Genomic DNA, 17,880 nt, shown 5'->3' on the forward strand with positions numbered 1-17,880 from the left:
AAGATCTGCTCTGACCTAAGCAGAATATGATTAGGTCGGAGCAGAACATGCACAAAGTATTTCAGGTCGTTCAGCATTTACGCCCGGGTGGACTGGAGAATATGGTGTTGGATATCCAACAATTCTCCCTGTTTAATGAAAATACCTGGGTCATCAGCCTGGAAGGAGACAAAGAATCAGCCCTGCGCCACTGGCCCAAATTGAAGGCAGTAGAAGACAGACTGATTTTCCTCAATAAACAAGAAGGTTTATCTATTGGTCTGTTGAGCGAGCTCAAGCAGTTTTTCGAGCGTGAGCAACCGGATGTTATTCACACTCATCATGTTGGGCCACTTCTCTATGCTGGCTTCGCTGCCCGTCTGGCCGGGGTTAAGGCCATTATCCATACTGAACACGATGCCTGGCACCTGGCCGCACGTAAGCGTCGTATGCTGCAAAAGCTGGCGTTAAAACTGGCTCGCCCAATCGTAGTCGCTGATGGCTCTGCCGTTGCACAAAGCCTGCAGCTAAATCTTGGATTGGAGCAGGTCAAAACCATTCACAACGGCATAGACACCAACAGATTCTGCCCGGGTTCTAAGGCTGAAGCACGACAAAAGCTATCCCTGCCTCAAAATGTCAGACTGGTCGGCTGCAGTGGTCGAATGGAAGCAGTAAAAAATCACGAGATGCTGATTGGCGCCATTGGCTATCTGGACGAAGATATTCATCTGGTACTGGCCGGTGATGGCAGCTGCATGCCACAACTTCAGTACCGGACTCTGGTTGAAGGACTGGGTCACAGAGTGCACTTTCTGGGACATACTGATGATATGCCGGTATTTTACCAGGCGCTGAATCTCTTCTGTCTGCCCTCTTTGTTCGAAGGTTTTCCGCTGGCACCGCTGGAAGCTCAAGCCTGCAACATACCCGCCATAGTCACAGATGTTGGCTGCTGCAAAGATACCCTTTGTCCTATCAGTGGTCGCCTGCTTGAAAATCACCATGCCAAAGACGCCGCCAACGCCATCGCTGATGTGTTGAACTCCCGACTGGAGGCCAACCCACGCCAGTTTATTACCCGGCATTTTGATGTTCGTACTATGGCCAAGGCCTATGACGATCTCTGCCATTTGGAACTGAATGGACAGGCTGCCCTGGTGGAGGATTCAAAATGAACGACATCATTGTTCTGGTCACTTTGCTCAGCGGCGCACTGGTGGTCTACCACCATCTGGTGTACCCATTGCTGCTGAAGAAACTGGCGAAAACAGATAATACCGGCGAACCCTGCACACCAGAGCAACTGCCCCATATCAGCATAGTCGTGCCAGCTTACAACGAAGAAGCCTGGATAGCCGACAAGATCCGTAATCTGGCCAGCCTGGATTACCCGGCAGACAAGTTAACTGTCCACATTGGATTTGATGGCTGCAGTGACCAAAGTGCTGCCATTGCTCGACAGACTCTTAACGAAGTCTTGTGCGCCGACCTGCAATGTCATCTGCACGAATTCACAGAGAATCGTGGCAAGGTGGCCGTGATTAACGAACTGATTCATCAGGCTGAGGGAGAGATTATCGCCCTGAGTGACACCTCAGCCCTGCTCTCCATTGATACGCTTACCCTGGCTGCCGCCCATTTTAATAATGACCGTATTGGCGTGGTCAACAGTCACTACCTGATGCTTCAGCCAGGCAATGAAGGTGAGCAGAAGTACTGGCAGTATCAAAACAAGGTCAAAGTGATGGAGGCAGCACTGGGCGCTCCCCAGGGAACCCACGGCGCCCTGTACCTGTTTCGTAAATCCCTGTTTCAGCCGCTTCCCGGCGACACCATTAACGATGACTTTATTTTGCCAATGTCCATAGTCGCCAGGGGTTATCTGGGTGTGCAGGAAAACCGGATACACGCAGTCGAGATGGAAGCCACTAATGATGACCAGAACTTCAAACGCCGGGTTCGCATCGGCGCAGGCAATCTGCAACAGGTGTTCAGGCTGAAGCACTTGCTGAATCCGGTTCAGGGCAACCTGAGTCTGATGTTTTGGTCAGGTAAAGCACTGCGGGTAGCCTGCGGTCCTCTGATGCTGATTGCACTGGCTGGCTCATTGTATCTGGCGGCCAGCTACTGGCTGTTCGCTCTGCTGGCCGGACTGCAACTTCTGGTATGGGGACTGGCCACAGTGGGATTTATCTGGCCAGCAACTCAGCAAAACAAGCTGATACAACTGGTGTGCTACTTAATTTCAGGCCACATGGCCATTATGACCGGCGGAATGCGTTATCTGCTGGGATTGGAGAAGGGTCGCTGGACCCGGGTAACAGGATCTGACAAAGCGGGGAAAACCTCATGACACATATTCATCCCTTAACGGCAATGTTAAAGCGGGGCTCAGATATATTGATGGCAAGCATAGGTATATTGATCACCCTGCCCCTTCTTCCGATTATCGCACTGGCCATCAAACTGGACAGTCCGGGACCGGTATTCTTTAAACAGATGCGAATAGGTCGCTCACTGCCCGATAGAACACTTATGTTCAATATGATTAAGTTTCGCACCATGGTGTGCAATGCCGAGAGTGTGACAGGTGCGGTATGGGCGTCAAAGCAGGACCCAAGAATTACCCGGGTCGGCCGCTTCCTGCGTAAAACCCGGCTGGATGAAATCCCCCAGTTTATCAATGTCCTTATGGGCGATATGTCCATGATAGGGCCCAGACCTGAACGTCCGGGGTTTTACCAGTCGCTTGAAGATGCCATCCCCTTCTTTGCGGACAGAACCTATGGACTGATGCCGGGCATCACCGGACTGGCGCAGGTCAAACAGGGTTACGATACCTGCATTAATGATGTGAGAAGCAAGGTGGGCTATGACCACGCGTACTGCCTGTCAATGTCATCGCTGAAGGCCTGGGTAAAAATGGACCTCTATATTATCTTTGCCACGCTGTCGGTGATGTTTAATGGCCGTGGCCAGTAACTGGCTATTTGTGGTGGTTTTGAGATGGCAATAAAAAGGCCGCTTCAAGCGGCCCTTTTATCTCAATCTTTATCATCATCCCCGGAAGCATCGCTCTCTGGCACGGGAGAAGACAGATAGATCAACTCATAGCCTGAATCAGCCAATTGAGTTTCCGACGTCATTATGTGCAGTCGGCCCTCTTTACTCCAGGCCAGAGGAATAAACCCTTCACCAACCCGGGTCATCAAATCGGCCAGGGTATAGTTCTCGGTCAGCAGCGTGCTTTTTACCATGCCGCCACGGGACATCTGACTGGCAATTTTTGCATAGGAAACACCATCAGCAAACAAGCACAAACGCTTGCGGTATGACTCGGACATCTGCAATCTGGCACTGTTGGATTCAAAATTATTCAACCCAAACACTTTGGACTCGCCGAACACATCCTGATAGTAAAAGTTCACCAGTGGATTAAGCTTTCGATAGGGAGATATCACCAGCGCACGCCCAATACCGGTAAGGTCCAGTGCATTTTCTGCATGTTCAGATGCCGGGTTACCAAAGTAAACAGGGATATTATCCATCCTCGCAAGACGAATATTGTCCCAGTTGGTATCGGCAAGCAGCACCTTATAGCCATTGTCCATCAAAATTTTTGCAAGATTACGACTGAATACAGATGCCCCGAATATCAATACGCCCTGAGGCGCATCCATCCGCACGCCCAGCCACTTTGCCCAGGCTGACGCAGTAAGGCTTTGAATCACCACTGTGCCGATAATTACTACAAACACCAAAGGGACAATCAGCTCTGCTCCCGCGAAGCCTTTCTCCTGCAGCTTAATGGCAAACAGTGAGGACACAGCCGCAGCCACAATACCCCGGGGAGCCATCCAGCTGAGGAACCATTTCTCAGCGCTGCTCAGACTGGTTCCAATACCGCAAAGCCAGATACTGACAGGACGAGCGATAAACAGCACCACAGCAAGCAAGGCCAAACTGCCCCACCCCAGTGCCATAACCGCTTCTGAGTCCAGACGCGCGGCCAGAAGAATAAACAGCGCCGAGATCATCAGTACCGTCAGGGTTTCCTTGAACTCGATAATGTCACTGATATCCAGGTCTTTGATGTTGGCCATCAAAATGCCCATCACAGTCACCGTCAGCAGGCCAGACTCTTCCTCAATAGCGTTGGAAAGCACAAATACCCCCAACATAATGGTGAGCACGGCAGTATTACGCAGATAATGGGGAATCCAGCGGCGCTTAAGTATCAGGCCAAGTAACCAACCTGTCGCCGCGCCCAGCCCCAACCCCACCAGCAGGGTCAGGCCAAATGCCTGCAGTACATGGGTAGCGGGGTCATTAGTGGCCACCACGTATTCGTAAACCAGTACCGCCAGCAAAGCACCAATGGGGTCGATAACTATGCCTTCCCATCTCAATATGCTGCCGAGTTTGGCACTGGGGCGAACACTACGAAGCATGGGAACAATCACTGTAGGTCCGGTAACCACCACCAATGCCCCGAACAGAATCGCCAGCTCCCAGGCAAAGCCCATCAGATAGTGGCAGGCAACTGAAATAATGGTCCATGTGACCAGGGCACCAATGGAGACCAGGTTAATCACCATCTTGCCGTGATCCCGGATCTCCTTAAAATTAAGGGTCAGAGCCCCTTCAAACAGGATAATAGCGACCCCAAGAGAGATCATGGGGAACAGCAGATCACCCAGTAAGGCTTCAGGTTGAATAATGCCCAGTCCGGGGCCGAGTAACAGGCCACACAGCAGCAAAGGTAAAATCGCTGGCAGGCGCATGCGCCACCCCAGCCACTGACACAGGAGCGACAAGACTCCCACTAATCCCAACATGCCGGCTATCTGCTCTGCCATGCACCATCACTCCCTGAATATTGATGAATCATTGAAATTAAAGCTTAAACTCACACATTCGATCGCCATTTAACAGCACCGAATATCAGTGGCTAAAGAGCATATCCTGACTGCAGTGAGCTATTCTTGCTTTAAAACAACACCATAGCTATTTTGCTTACCAGAATATGACACTAAGCTTAATATCCCGGACCTCAGGCCTGGCTGGACTGTGGCCGATATAAATGAACATCCTGCTGTGGGAATGGGATGGTAATACCTTCACGGTCAAACCTCAGTTTCACCTCACGGGTCACGTCCCAGTAAACATCCCAGTAATCGTCTGTTTTAACCCAGGGTCTGACGATAAAGTCCACCGATGAGGTATTCAGTACATGCACTTTGATCATAGGCTCCGGGCTGCGCAGTACTGCCGGATGATTACTGATAATGTCCCCCAACACGGCTTCAGCCTTGGTTAAATCATCCTGATAGCCAATCCCAAACACCATATCCACTCTGCGGATACGTTCATGGGTCACATTCTTAATCACATCGCCCCAAATCTTGCTGTTGGGCACTATGATGATCTGGTTGTCAAAGGTGCGAATGGTCGTATTGACCAGGCTCATATGGCTCACTTTGCCATCAACGCCACCGGCATAAACAAAGTCGCCTACATCAAAAGGTCGATAGATCAGCAACATCATCCCGGCGGCAAAGTTTGACAGCGTATCCTGCAGCGCAAAGCCAATAATCACCCCGGCAATACCAAAGCCGGTCAGTACCGGGGCCAGATCCAGGCCGATCTGAGACAGGCCCACCAGAATACCTATCACCCAGACCACCTTGCCTGCCATGGAGATAAAGAAATCCTGCATCAACTGCGACAGTTTGAAGTTCCTGGCAGCCACAGTTTTGCGGACAACAGACTGAGTGAGGTTGGCTGCGAATTTAGCGGCAAACAGGATCAGCGCCAGAATGACCAGCTGAAATATCACCTGAGGGGCATTATCCAGGGTCCAGTCCCAAACCGAATAGGACCAGTGTTTGATGATCGACAGCAGCACATCCCAATCCAAAATATCCCTGGTGATATTGCCGGTTGCGCTGAATACCTGGCGCTTATACTCGGCGGTGGGTAATCCAAGTTTATCGGCCAGGGTATAAGTGTTGATCATGCTCTGAACCACAATATCCAGCTTTTGCTGGGTCACCAATTGGCTGAGCTGGAACCCTGACTTATCTGACTCCAGACTCACAGACAGTTGGCGGCCAATAACGCTGAGCTGCTGTTGGATATAATCGATGGAGGCTGACAACAACCTGAGCCGCTGGCTGATCTGCTCGGTCAGCCTTGCCTGAGCATCGGTTTCTCCCTGCCCCAGCTTGCGCATCCACTCGATGTTTTCCCAGCTGGATTGCAGCACTGAGTTGAGGTAGCTCTGCAACTCTCCATATTGGTTGATCAAAGACAGCTTACTGTCGTCACTGGCCTTATTGATCTGGTCATTAAGCTGAGTCAGCCTTTTATTGATAAAGCTATAAGCCTGTTTGGAGTAAACCTCCTGCTGCCTGACCAGCTGCAACAACCTTTGGCTGTCCATAGCCTCATTACTGATCGCTCTGGCCAACAGCTTTCTCAGCTCCTGGTTTTTTACAAACAATTGAGTTTGCAAGGCATCTCTGTCTTCACCCGTGGCACTGTTCATACTCGAAGCCAGATCCGCATTGTTCTGCAACATCTGGTCGATTTCAGCCACCAAAGGTGACTCAGCCTGCGCCTGCATGGGCTCAGCACTACTGGGTGTTTGATTGGTCTGGCTTGCCAGCTCAAAAGAGAGCAAGCAGAAGGTGAACAGGAACAACAGGTGGGTTGAATTGAGTCTGGCCATATACATCTCCCAAATCTATTTGGTGATGAAAAAGGATTACCCAAACCTGCAACAAAACTCAGCGCGGGTACAGACGCAATTCAACCTGATAGATGTAAATCGGATAACTCATTGATTGTGAGCCTTATGACTAAATGCTCAGGGATAGAAGACTGCAAGCCACAAGGTTGGAGAGTCGGGATCTGTCCACTTAACCTTATGTTTCACCCTCTTTGGGATATTCAGATAGTCGCCATCATTAAGATGCACTTCGCGCCCATCTTCAAATTCAAGTATGCCAGCCCCTTTGAGCACCATGACCCACTCATTCCCATCCTGCTCATACCAGCCGACATCGGGAGAACTGTGCCCTTTGGAGACGATACGCTCGATTCTGAACCCCGGCAGCGACAACAGATCGCTAAACTCTTCATGTTCAAAACTGTCGGGGAGGTTTTGGTAGATATTATGTCTATCCATTATTCGTCCTGAAGTGGATAGCACTTAACCAGCGGTGAGCAATTGTGTATTGAGACAACACCTGAACAGTTGCATATAGGTAAGATTATTTAAACCCTGTGCTGCCAACTGCAAATATAAACAACACCATATATCCCCCCAGCGTCACCGGCAAAATTGACAGCATGTAGCCTAAGATAAGGACTAATACTCTGTTGATTTTTGCATCAGGCCCATTTGCAAGCGAGCGATGAAGTAAGACCAAACAGTAACAGGCAACACCGATCCAAAATAATATCGAGACCTCAAAAGGCCAATCACCAGCACGCCCCAGTACATTAAGGAAGAGCGCGGCAAGAACCAGAGCACCGACTTGTAATCCAAGTATCTTAAACAACACCATTAAGGTGTGCCTCCAGCATTGCTCTTAACTAAGGTTACGCCCATCCAGGCAAACCACAGGATCTGGCTGAGGCCAAAGATATCCTTGAACAGATCGACAGGAAATATCGTCAGCACACCTGCAGAACCAACAAACAGCCCAAGATAACTCAGTGGCCTTGAAATCGCCTTTCCCCGAAGCGCTGCCAGACTCAGCAACAAAACCCAAAGACCCCCAACAATCTCATTACCGCCGCCAATGCCATCAACAATAATGTACACCGTTTGCCAGATAGTCATGGCTTGCTGCGGATCATTGGTCGCAAGATCCAACACCACTGCCAAAGCGATATTGGAAATCATGCCGCTGGCGATAACCAGCCCGACCCAGACCACTCCGAAAACAGCAGCAATGGACGACAAGGCCGGAGACGTTAACTTCAATCGCTCGTGCAGTGCCAAAACCAACACCGCCAGCAATATGCCAAACAATACGTACATCAAGAAATAGGCGACTGAAAAGGCCAGTTGATGCTCAGCCAGATAGGCAAATTTTTCCACCGGTCCGGCATCCGCAGGATATTGCCAGAACCCGCCGAAATAGATAAAAGCGGAAATATAAATCAGTGCTTCTGACAGCGCTGCGAAACCTCCGGCTCTTTGTAATTGACTCATAGTGATTCCCTGCACAATAAAAACCCCAAGTTAACAGACCCTAGTTTCAATCAGGGGGTTAAGATGTAACAAAGGCTAACTGATGAATTAATCAAGGATGACCAAACAGCCTGAAATTCCAGTTCTCCACTTCTCCGGTTTCCAGTCTCTGAATCACTTTCGACATCCAACTCTCTGACAACGCCTCTTGCTCGCGTAACAGCTTCAGGGCATCAGTATCCAGAGGTGTACCAAAATAAAGCTCACACACCAGAGCAATCGTCATGGCGTTATCAGGCCGCTCAATCAGGATCAGGGGATGTTCAGGGCCAACCAGACCGGGTTGAATCACCCTGTAAAGCCATCCGCAGCGACTGATATCCTGCATATGGCGTGAGAACTCTTCCACCTGCCATCGACGATTGAGCTTAAAGCAAGGTGAACGGGGTTGGCTGACCTCAATGATGGCTTCCCCCCAACGATACCTGTCACCTATGCAGACATTGGTTTCAAGCATCCCTTCTGAGCTCAGGTTCTCGCCCATACCCGGTGCCATCCAGTCGGTATTGTCGGGATAACGCTGACGCCAAAATTCGTAATGCTCCAGCGGATATTGATGCAGCGCCCTTTCCGGCCCACCATGATGTCGTTTATCGGCGCATTCATCCCCCGCCAGTCCCTCTACATCCAGGTAAAGCGCTTCCCGCACCGGGTGTTTTACCATAGCGGTTTCAACACCGAAGTTTTGAGCCACTTTCCCCCGATAAACCCCTTTTAACGCATATTTGGTATTCATTCGTCGGTGTCTCGCTTATCAACCAATCAGACCTGCATTCCCGGCAAGGATCAGTCCAATCCCAACCACAACGCCTACTCCGGCAAGAATCAGGTCGCTGTACTTTTTGTCTTCTCTGGGGCCAGTGATCAGCACAGCGCTATCTGGTGACTGTGGGTCATAAAACACTTCTACCTCAGAGCTTTCGGCAAATTGCTGCTCCAGTTGCAGGACTTCATCGCCGGTCAGGGTGTACAGCGCATCTCTGCTGCCAATATATTCCTGACCATCAACCTGATAGGAGTACTTTACATAAAGCACCCTGTGATTACTGGTCGACTGGGGCTTGGAGACTTCAACAGACAGGATTTTTCCAATAACGACGGGCCAGAGAACACTGGCATTAGCCAGAGCAAGTGAGGTCAGACTTTGCTTCATCAGGTACAGACTGAACAGCAAAAATACAATTCCCGCGATAACAGGTAGATTCATAACGCTAATCCATATCGATTAAGACCAAGCACCAGCCCGGTAATGTCAGCCCTACCCACGCCAGCTTGCTGAGGGAACGTTAAATCCCTTTATGCTCCTCATAGCTCTTACTCTTAATGGCTTCAACAGAGAGCTCAGACTGGCCGCTGGGAAAATGAACCTGTCTCATACCAGCGCCCATAAAAGCTTCACGAAACGCGCGGATCTCAACGTTGGTGTAGCCACCTTCACCCATTTCCATTAAGTGGGCAATGCCTACCGGGGCCAGCTGAAATAACGACCTGGCAGTAACCTCTTTGGTCACCTCTTTAATACAGGCTTCCACCTTAACAAAATCCCCCATCAGGGATCTTGGGTGGGACAATGCCGGACAGGCTCTTACGGCACTCATCCCGGTTTCTATGTTGACCGCTTTTATGCCGTCCCGGCGAATTTGATAATAAATATTCTGGCTGTTAAACATTAACCTTCCCTGTTGTATTAAAACTCATTAGTTGCTTAACCTGCTCTGGCGCCGTTGGGCATCTCTACTTCCGGGCATGCCAGGCAAGGTTGCAATTTATCTTCATAGCCTATGTCAAACAGCATGCCTTGAGACACCTCGCCCGCCATCTTCCTTTCAGGCAAGTTCACCACAAACAGGGCTTGTTTGCCCTTAATCTCTTGCGGGTTTTCACGCTCTTGTTTTATGCCGGCCAGTATTGAGCGGGTATGATCACCAAAGTCTACAGTGAGCTTCATCAGCTTATTGGATTTAGCGACCTCGCTAACCTCGACTATCAAGCCGACACGAATATCGATTTTGGCAAAATCATCAAAGCTGATCTCATCTTTAATTGGCGCATATTGCATCCTGTTACCCTCATCTTGATTTTGGTCCAACCTGCCCGCTCCCCTTAGCCAGTTAAGCAGGCGATAGCCTACTCAGGGATCGGCAGATTATGGGCTTTAAGAAAGCTCAATTTGTCCCAATAGCCCCGCTGAAGAACAATCAAACCATTTTCGAACTGGAAGAAACCACAACCACGCAAGCCAATGGGATCTTTCCATTCCAGGATTGCCCACTGCCCATCCTGAAAAATATTCTCCACAATACAAACCATCTCGGCCGCTGAAAACTCATCAGCAAACATCTGCTTAATCGCACGCTTGCCTACTACCGGCTCATTGGCGACCTGATGGTTAATGGCATCTTCACTGTAAAATTCAGCAATTGCCTCGGCATCACCCCGGTTGAAACACTCGACCCACTTTTGAACAACCTGCTTTGGTTCCATAATCTTGCTCACTAAAAAATGACTGACTTCAAATTGTTATACATCAACACAGCAGACAGGGTAATCCATACTAGGGTCTGTTGACCTTTGAAGATGGTTTTTGCAGCACTTTGTCGTTGTTTTATACAAAGCAACGCGATTGTGGTGTAGTTGTTCTACATAAATGAGCGTTAATGCAGTAGAAAGCGACGACAAACGCTGCCCGAAGGGCTCGGCTATACGCGCTTTACTCTTTGTTGCAAGGTATTTGCTTAGGCTCCTAGGCGGCACACCCTGCGTCGCGATTAAAGCACGTCTATCTCGAGCAAAATTCAACCATGAAAGGTCAACAGACCCTAACTATCTGTGAGGCTTCTCGTGATCGAACAGTTTTTCCATTTCAAAACGTTCAAAAGACTCCTCCCCAATCTGTACCACTTGCTTTTGTGTGATGGCAAACCCCATCGCCGAGAAGGCAGGCTGCGCCATCAAACTGGCATGAACCCAAAGACGGGTGAGCCCATTTTGCAGCGACAGGGTTTCGATGGATTCATAAAGGCGGCGGAAAAGGCCCGTCCCCTGGGCTGACGGCCGGATGTAGGCGAAATCGATATACCCCTTGGCGGCAAGGCTCATAAACCCAACTACCTGATTGGCGTTTACCGCAATCATAATCTCTTGTGAGTCCAGGCGTGCAATCCAGTCGGTGCCACTGCGACGCTCAGGCACCCAGGCCTGCCTTTGTTCTTCGGTATATTCACTGTGGCCTTCTCTGACCGCGTTGAACATCACATCGGCGATTGCATCATAGTCGTCACAGTTCGCCCTGCGTATGATGATTTGAGTGGTATTTGGCATTGATGAATCTACCTCCCTGGTTGATTGGATGGTCTGCTTTAAGTCATGAGATCAGGCAAATCAGGCACAGTGAATCCACGGCAACGCCTTCGGTCAGGCTCCGATAAGCATGTCTCAGCAACATAGTTCAAACAGCAGCCGTCACTCTAACAAACTGCTGTCGCTCTGTCTGTTGGACATCTGGGTAAATCGTCAGACACCAGGGTCTTAGGCAAAACGCGACTGCAGTGCCCATTTTGCTTCAGGTATAAAAAAACCAGCTTCAATAAGCTGGTTTTGTAGGAAGGGGACGAGTTTTCAACAGGTAACGGGAGTTACGCTTCAGAGTCGCCAGAGTACTTATCAACAAAGATTGCTGACTCCAGGCGTTTCTTCTTTGCCCAGTTAAGCCGTTCCAGCTCAGGGCCGGTGTAAAACTCCTTCACATAACCCAGGCACAGATAAGCAATGAGTTTATGGCCCTTTGGTGCGTTCAATTGGGTTTTGACATACTCAGGGTCAAGAATACTCACCCAGCCTATGCCGATATCCAAAGCACGAGACATCAGCCACATATTCTGAATGGCGCATACCACACTGTACTCACCCACTTCCGGCATACTGGTCTGCCCCAGCACAGGTGAATCCGACGATTGGTAAAACACCGCAATATTGACCGGCGCTTCGAGAATTCCCTCAAGCTTAAGCCTTTGATAGGCATCACTGCGCTCGCCTTCAAACTGGGTCTTTGCCGCCTCATTCTCCTCAACAAAATTGTTATAGATAGACTTTTTGATTTCGGGATTACGTATCACCACAAATTCCCAGGGCTGGGAAAAACCCACTGAGGGAGCGTAAGCGGCCGCTTCCAGAATCTTTTGCAGTTTGTCATCGCTGATGTCGTCGCTTAAAAAGTTGTTTCCGCGAACATCACGACGATGGCGCATCACTTCTTCCAATGACGCCTGCTCTGCTTGAGTAAAAGTCTTATTCATGTTGTTCAGAATTTAAGTAGCTACAAAGCCTGATAGAAAAGTCGTTACTGAATCAAGAACCCAGGCACAAGTCAAACAAAAGGTCATCAACTTAACCCGACAGCTTGCAATTACTCCAGTCACGCCCCGTTGAAAATCATCTGATATCCCGCAGAAGGTAGATTACATGCTCCCAGTTTACAGCTACCAGCCGAGTCTATACGCAGGCTAACGCCCCCAGCACGGGCGAAATTGAAGCGCAGCGGAAATTCTGTCCCAGTGACTGCGCTTGTTACATGAATTTATGCTGCCATTTTTAAGCCCACATTAAAGAAGGCAAACATTACACCTGCAGATAAAGCAGAAGCTAGCGCATAAAAAGCACCGTGATGTTTTGTGAAATGAGTAATAAACCTAATTAGAGACACACTTCCTAAGACTATTGCAAAGACAAAAAGGAAAACCACATATACAGCTGCGATGGCACCACCATATGTTGCTAGAACCTCTTTACCTGTAAAAATTAATACTGTTGCTAAAAACGACGCCAATGCTTGATCGCTTAAAAAGCCTGATATAGTTGAAAACGTAAACCTTGAGTCCTTTTCCGGTAAATCGAGAAAAATCTTAATTTTTTCATTGGATACATTTTCCGATTTTTTAGTTAGGTAAGGAAGGGTCATTATGACCAAACACACAAGGTCAATAAATATGACCATGAACAAAATATGCTGCTCAATTGTTTCACCCGCTATAACTTTTATAAAAAACAGCCAGTTAAAATAGCAAAGAAAGCTAAATACTCCTACCGAGACAATTGCCTCGATAACGCCATATTCTCCAATTATTTTTTTACGCACGATCTCTCCTAGTTCATGTAACGCCCAAATAAGGTACGCCGTGAGCGTCACCTAGATTGGCTTACTACAAGCCGTACCTTTATCCTTAAAAATATGTTCTAAAATAGACAATCGACTTATTCAATCTGTATCTATCTATTTTTTATAACTTTAAAAACTCTCCAGAGTTGAGATATTTTTGAATACTCAACCCAGCCACCTCGTATTTTTTGTGGAGGTATGCCGCATCAAAAGCTCTTGAAACGATTGCACCTTCTGGAGTGGAATCGATTGGCCCAGGCTTCTTAATTAACAACTTTCTCACATTTTATTGTTAAATAAATGTTTTATCCATAGTATCCTTGAATTCTATTTATCTTGCGCCAATCATCTCTTTCGTTTCTTGTTCACGACCTTGTTCTTTTACAATGTAATAAGTCCCAAAATCAGATCTACCGACTATATCTCTTTTACAGCAAGGAGCAATAAAAGTTTGATCTCCTCGCATTTTTATGGTGCTCAGCTCATCCATAACAGAATCTAGATAATCAAAACTTAAATCTTTTCCACAGTTTGGACATTTTGTCATTTTTTAATCCTTTATTGATGCAGGCTTATATCGTTTTAATAATAAGACGTCTCATCTATCAGTTTTTATTGGGTAAATCGAGACATGTAAAATTTCGCCATTTCAGGCATATTGCTAACAAGATCACGATAACTTCGCGAAAGTCCGCTTTGCTCTATTATTACCTACCAGAATTCACGTTTACCTAAGAACGTTACCCATGGTTTCACGCTAGATCATATGGTTAACCACAAATTTATCGGTGAGCCGGGGCTGGGTCATTGCCGGTAACATTCAACTCAGCACAATCCAGGTACGCTACCGCCCATCGGTTTCGCTCCGGTAAGCATCATCCTTGATAGCTGTTTTGAAATCGCAAACGTAATGTAGCAAACGACAATCGGTGAGTATGTAAGATATATCTCACAACCTACTGAATTATTAGGAAAATAACCTACACCCAGCAAAAGATACTGTTGTATATGGGACGTTCAGAAAAAGCTCACTGACAATGGAATGGTTTGACGGTGTGCTGCACTGTTAATTGCGAAAATTCAGAGTATTAGTCACATTGATGAGTCGATTCTGAGTCCACTGAAAAACTACCCTGTTTAAACGCTGCGTTATGACTTCAATCTTCTGCTCTTACTTCGTGCTCTTCGTGAAGCGAGCGAAGCACGCGTTTCGTGGCAGCTTTATAGATCCTCAGCGGCGGTTCGGATGCGCACGGCCAGTGGGACTCGTGGTCCGTCATTCGACGGGGCGGCCTCCCCGAGACAAAATGCGCAGCATTTTCAGGAGCGGTAGATACAAAAAAACCATCCGAAAAAGGATGGTCTTAAAGGAATCTCAGTGGCGGTTCGGACGCGCACGGCCTGTGCTATTTCACTTTAAAGCAGTCACCAACAGAGTTGTTGCTCGAATCGCAAACCACAGACACAAAAAAACCACCAATGACAGGTGGCTGTTTAAGTATCTCAGTGGCGGAGCGGACGGGACTCGAACCCGCGACCCCCGGCGTGACAGGCCGGTATTCTAACCAACTGAACTACCGCTCCGCTGAGATGGCTGCATAATATTTCGGACAGAGATTAGCGTCAAGGGTAAAAACGATAATGCGACATCGTTTGATCGTTATTTAATCGAATGTGCAATTTGTCCCTATGTTTTAGCATCTTGGTTGCAGCATCAACGCTTTGAAGATCTGGATGACAACAGTGACCAGGCAATCAAACCTGCTGCGACAACTACAGAGAACACTCCAAACAGCAGAAAACCAAACCTGACATCAAACTCCATGACTCACCTCTCCTTCCAAAACCTGAGATGGGTCATTTTTACCGTCTGAAAATTAAAGGGATCTTAATTACCTAACTGGAATCCACAGAGAAATAGATCAACCAGTCAGACCAGGGTTCAAAAGACTCAGCTTTAAAGGAACCTCAGAGAAAGAAGGATTGGAAGCATGGTCCGTCATTCGGCGGGGCTGCCTCCAGACGAGACAAAAATGCGGAGCATTTTCAGGAGCGGCAGATACAAAAAACCACCTATCAGAGGTGGCTATTTAAGTATCTCAGTGGCGGAGCGGACGGGACTCGAACCCGCGACCCCCGGCGTGACAGGCCGGTATTCTAACCAACTGAACTACCGCTCCGCTGAGATGAGCGCATATTAAATGTGGTTGGATAACAGGTCAAGCATAAATTTAAGCAACCTGCTCAGACCGTTCAAATCTCAACCAACAGGCAGGAAGGGGTTGTTTTCATTCCCCTTCCCTGCTGTTGTTTGTGGATTATTGATTGGCTTCCGTATCCGGCAAAGCCAGATCCAGGTCATCCAAATCCAACTTGTCAGCATCATCCTTCTCATCGTCTGGGATCGCAGCCTGCTCAGCAACAACGCGTTGCTGCGCCGCTTCCATTGCCGCCTTCAGGGTTTGACGCTTGCGCCAGATAACAATGGCGATACCACCTATCAATAACAGCACCACATTGGCGACGATGACCCAGGTCATCTGTTGCTTTTGCTTAGCCGCTTCTTTCAACGCTGCCTCTTTCGCCGCCTTTTCTGCCAGTAAGCGAGGATCAGGCGGTGGCGGTGGTGGCTCGGGGTTGTTGAAAAACAGATCGTCCATCGACAGCAGAATCTCTCTGCCACCCTGAGTGGTGCTGGCGATGGTTCCGGTAATCCGATATCCGCCGTAATCCTGTACCGACAAATCAATATCGTTACTGCCACCTATCATCTGCTCAAGCAGCATAGGCACAGGAGCCGCATCTGGCCCGTGGTATTCAAGATGAATAAAGGTCTCTGATGGTAGCACCTGAGACTCGTCAACATTCACCCTCAGCTTCCAGGGCGTCACTGTTGCATCTTCGGGCCTGACCACTTCCAAGGTGACAGGTGAAGGCGACAGATAAATCGGCATATTGATCTGACGTTCAAATACCTTGTTCTCTGCAGTAACGCTGAAGGTATAACTGCCCCAGTCCTGTTTCAGATTCAGCTCAGCGGTAAATATGCCATCGTCCGGCTTTTCATCCAGATACTCGCCATTGTCTGAGTAGCTGCCGATAGGAAAGGTACCGGAAACATAGTTTTTCTCTTCTGGCTTACGCAGACTGGTGAAACGGGCGCGCCACTCAATCATATATTCCAGACCGGGCATGCGGATCAGCTGTTCATCACCCAGAAATCTGGCAGTGACCTTGACTCTCTCGCCCTGATAAAGGGGTTGAGGTAAAGGGTCCAACTCAACCGACAGATCTGAAACCCGCTCGATCATTGAACCGGGAGACAGCTTACCCAGCAGTTGATAAGGGCCTGGTTCAGGCTTTTGAATGGTGATGATATCGCCTGTCATACCGTCAACCCAGCGAATATTCTCCGGATGGCGGCTGGCATACCATTTTGAGCCGTCCGGGGTGACCACCACCACAGAGGCTGAGCCATAAGGCCGGGCCACCAGCAAGGTGACACTGTCTACCATATGGTCGATACGGAACAGGTTCTGCAGTTCCTGCGCGTTGAAAGGGGTATACCTGTCATCAGTTACAGCAGATTGGGCGGCTGTATTATCAGCCGCGGCGGGTATCGCGCTCCCTGTCAACGCCAACCAGCCAGCCAGCGTAAGACATTGCAATAGCTTCATTCGGGTTAATTATCCTCTCCAGAGGCACTTCCCTGATTTGGCAACCAGATCAAGGCGCTGCTCATGCTTACCTATTTCATCGGCCGTTGCGGTCACAACTTTAAGAGGATTTCGTCCCTGTGGCAGACGAATAATGCCCCCTGCCCCTGCACCGCCATCTTCACCGCCGAGACTTAAGTTAAATTTAGTCTGGCCGCCGGTCATCGTCAGGTAAACATCGGCAAGAATTTCAGCATCGAGCAATGCGCCGTGGAGTTCACGACGGGAGTTATCAATGTGGTATCGCTTAGCCAGGGCATCCAGGTTGTTTTTCTGGCCCGGGTGCAGGAACTTGGCTATTTCCAGCGAGTCGAGAATGCCACAGATGTCGTCCAGCTTTGGACCCGCAGGTGACAGGCGTGACAGTTCGTAATCAAGGAAGCTAACGTCGAACGTTGCGTTGTGTGCGACAATTTCAGCGCCATCCACAAACTCAATAAATTGTTGTGCGATCTCGTGGAAGCGTGGACAGTTGGCTACCTGCTCGTTGGTGATACCGTGAACCGCAATCGCCTCTTCATCAATCGCCTGATCCGGATTGATATATTCGTGGAAGTGACGCCCGGTCAGCTTACGGTTAACCACCTCAACACAGCCAATTTCAATGATTCTGTGTCCCTGAAAAACCGGGCCTGCGCCCTGGTTCATACCTGTGGTTTCGGTATCGAGAATAATCTGCCTGCTGGCACTGGAAACAATATTCATAATTCGTCGTAGCCTCACAAACGGCGATACGTAAGAAAGATGCGGCATTATACCTA

Annotated in this window: 19 protein-coding genes and 2 tRNA genes; 3 read left to right on the forward strand and 18 right to left on the reverse strand. The window is 48.7% G+C overall.

The window, feature by feature from the left end; all coding sequences use genetic code 11:
• Positions 1–47 precede the first annotated feature (47 nt).
• Genes L2725_RS09615 through L2725_RS09625 form a run of 3 tightly spaced genes read left to right on the forward strand, consistent with a single transcriptional unit; the run spans position 48 to position 2,964 of the window.
• Positions 48–1,157, forward strand: a complete 1,110-nt coding sequence (locus L2725_RS09615; RefSeq protein ID WP_249248774.1) for a glycosyltransferase — start codon at positions 48–50, stop codon at positions 1,155–1,157.
• Complete coding sequence (locus L2725_RS09620) at positions 1,154–2,335, forward strand: glycosyltransferase family 2 protein (protein WP_249248775.1); 1,182 nt, start codon at positions 1,154–1,156, stop codon at positions 2,333–2,335. The genes L2725_RS09615 and L2725_RS09620 overlap by 4 nt, the downstream gene beginning before the upstream one ends.
• On the forward strand, positions 2,332–2,964 hold the full coding sequence (locus L2725_RS09625; protein WP_249248777.1) for a sugar transferase: 633 nt from the start codon (positions 2,332–2,334) through the stop codon (positions 2,962–2,964). The genes L2725_RS09620 and L2725_RS09625 overlap by 4 nt, the downstream gene beginning before the upstream one ends.
• A gap of 62 nt (positions 2,965–3,026) precedes the next feature.
• Here the strand turns inward: L2725_RS09625 and L2725_RS09630 are convergent, their stop codons facing one another.
• The 18 genes from L2725_RS09630 to dnaQ all read right to left on the reverse strand — a co-directional run bounded on the left by L2725_RS09630 (position 3,027) and on the right by dnaQ (position 17,824).
• Positions 3,027–4,841 carry a cation:proton antiporter gene (locus L2725_RS09630; protein WP_249248780.1) on the reverse strand — a complete coding sequence of 605 codons (1,815 nt, stop codon included), beginning with the start codon at positions 4,839–4,841 and terminating at the stop codon, positions 3,027–3,029.
• 194 nt (positions 4,842–5,035) lie between these two features.
• Complete coding sequence (locus tag L2725_RS09635) at positions 5,036–6,715, reverse strand: mechanosensitive ion channel family protein (RefSeq protein ID WP_249248782.1); 1,680 nt, start codon at positions 6,713–6,715, stop codon at positions 5,036–5,038.
• Positions 6,716–6,853: 138 nt separating this feature from the next.
• The gene (locus L2725_RS09640) at positions 6,854–7,174 is read right to left on the reverse strand and encodes a cupin domain-containing protein (RefSeq protein ID WP_249248784.1); all 321 of its coding nucleotides are present in this window, start codon (positions 7,172–7,174) and stop codon (positions 6,854–6,856) included.
• Between the two features lie 85 nt (positions 7,175–7,259).
• On the reverse strand, positions 7,260–7,556 hold the full coding sequence (locus tag L2725_RS09645; protein ID WP_249248785.1) for a hypothetical protein: 297 nt from the start codon (positions 7,554–7,556) through the stop codon (positions 7,260–7,262).
• Positions 7,556–8,209 carry a DUF4386 family protein gene (locus L2725_RS09650; protein ID WP_249248786.1) on the reverse strand — a complete coding sequence of 218 codons (654 nt, stop codon included), beginning with the start codon at positions 8,207–8,209 and terminating at the stop codon, positions 7,556–7,558. Before L2725_RS09650 ends, L2725_RS09645 begins: the two co-directional genes overlap by 1 nt.
• A 91-nt stretch (positions 8,210–8,300) precedes the next feature.
• Entirely contained in the window at positions 8,301–8,984 is a 684-nt protein-coding gene (locus L2725_RS09655) for an MOSC domain-containing protein (RefSeq protein WP_249248787.1), read from the reverse strand.
• 18 nt (positions 8,985–9,002) lie between these two features.
• The gene (locus L2725_RS09660; protein WP_249248788.1) at positions 9,003–9,455 is read right to left on the reverse strand and encodes a DUF3592 domain-containing protein; all 453 of its coding nucleotides are present in this window, start codon (positions 9,453–9,455) and stop codon (positions 9,003–9,005) included.
• A gap of 79 nt (positions 9,456–9,534) precedes the next feature.
• Positions 9,535–9,918: a hypothetical protein gene (locus L2725_RS09665; protein ID WP_249248789.1), complete on the reverse strand. Its 384-nt coding sequence runs from the start codon at positions 9,916–9,918 to the stop codon at positions 9,535–9,537.
• 35 nt (positions 9,919–9,953) lie between these two features.
• Positions 9,954–10,307 carry a tRNA-binding protein gene (locus L2725_RS09670; protein WP_115136933.1) on the reverse strand — a complete coding sequence of 118 codons (354 nt, stop codon included), beginning with the start codon at positions 10,305–10,307 and terminating at the stop codon, positions 9,954–9,956.
• Between the two features lie 68 nt (positions 10,308–10,375).
• Positions 10,376–10,732: a nuclear transport factor 2 family protein gene (locus tag L2725_RS09675; protein WP_249248790.1), complete on the reverse strand. Its 357-nt coding sequence runs from the start codon at positions 10,730–10,732 to the stop codon at positions 10,376–10,378.
• A gap of 339 nt (positions 10,733–11,071) precedes the next feature.
• Positions 11,072–11,569 (reverse strand): GNAT family N-acetyltransferase, encoded by a 498-nt coding sequence (locus L2725_RS09685; RefSeq protein ID WP_249248791.1) that lies wholly within the window; start codon positions 11,567–11,569, stop codon positions 11,072–11,074.
• Between the two features lie 314 nt (positions 11,570–11,883).
• Positions 11,884–12,543, reverse strand: a complete 660-nt coding sequence (bluB, locus tag L2725_RS09690) for a 5,6-dimethylbenzimidazole synthase (RefSeq protein WP_249248792.1) — start codon at positions 12,541–12,543, stop codon at positions 11,884–11,886.
• Between the two features lie 281 nt (positions 12,544–12,824).
• Entirely contained in the window at positions 12,825–13,382 is a 558-nt protein-coding gene (locus L2725_RS09695) for a hypothetical protein (protein WP_249248793.1), read from the reverse strand.
• Positions 13,383–13,734: 352 nt separating this feature from the next.
• A complete protein-coding gene (locus tag L2725_RS09700) occupies positions 13,735–13,950 on the reverse strand; it encodes a hypothetical protein (protein ID WP_249248794.1) in 216 nt (71 codons plus the stop codon).
• A 960-nt stretch (positions 13,951–14,910) separates the two neighbouring features.
• Positions 14,911–14,987, reverse strand: a tRNA-Asp gene (locus tag L2725_RS09705).
• Between the two features lie 519 nt (positions 14,988–15,506).
• Positions 15,507–15,583: transfer RNA gene (locus L2725_RS09710), tRNA-Asp, on the reverse strand.
• A gap of 138 nt (positions 15,584–15,721) precedes the next feature.
• Positions 15,722–17,080, reverse strand: coding sequence for a TIGR03503 family protein (locus tag L2725_RS09715; RefSeq protein WP_249248796.1), 1,359 nt, complete (start codon positions 17,078–17,080; stop codon positions 15,722–15,724).
• 9 nt (positions 17,081–17,089) lie between these two features.
• Entirely contained in the window at positions 17,090–17,824 is a 735-nt protein-coding gene (gene dnaQ / locus L2725_RS09720) for a DNA polymerase III subunit epsilon (protein ID WP_115136941.1), read from the reverse strand.
• Positions 17,825–17,880 lie beyond the last annotated feature (56 nt).

This window comes from Shewanella corallii, assembly GCF_023349125.1.
Classification (GTDB): Bacteria; Pseudomonadota; Gammaproteobacteria; order Enterobacterales; family Shewanellaceae; genus Shewanella; species Shewanella corallii.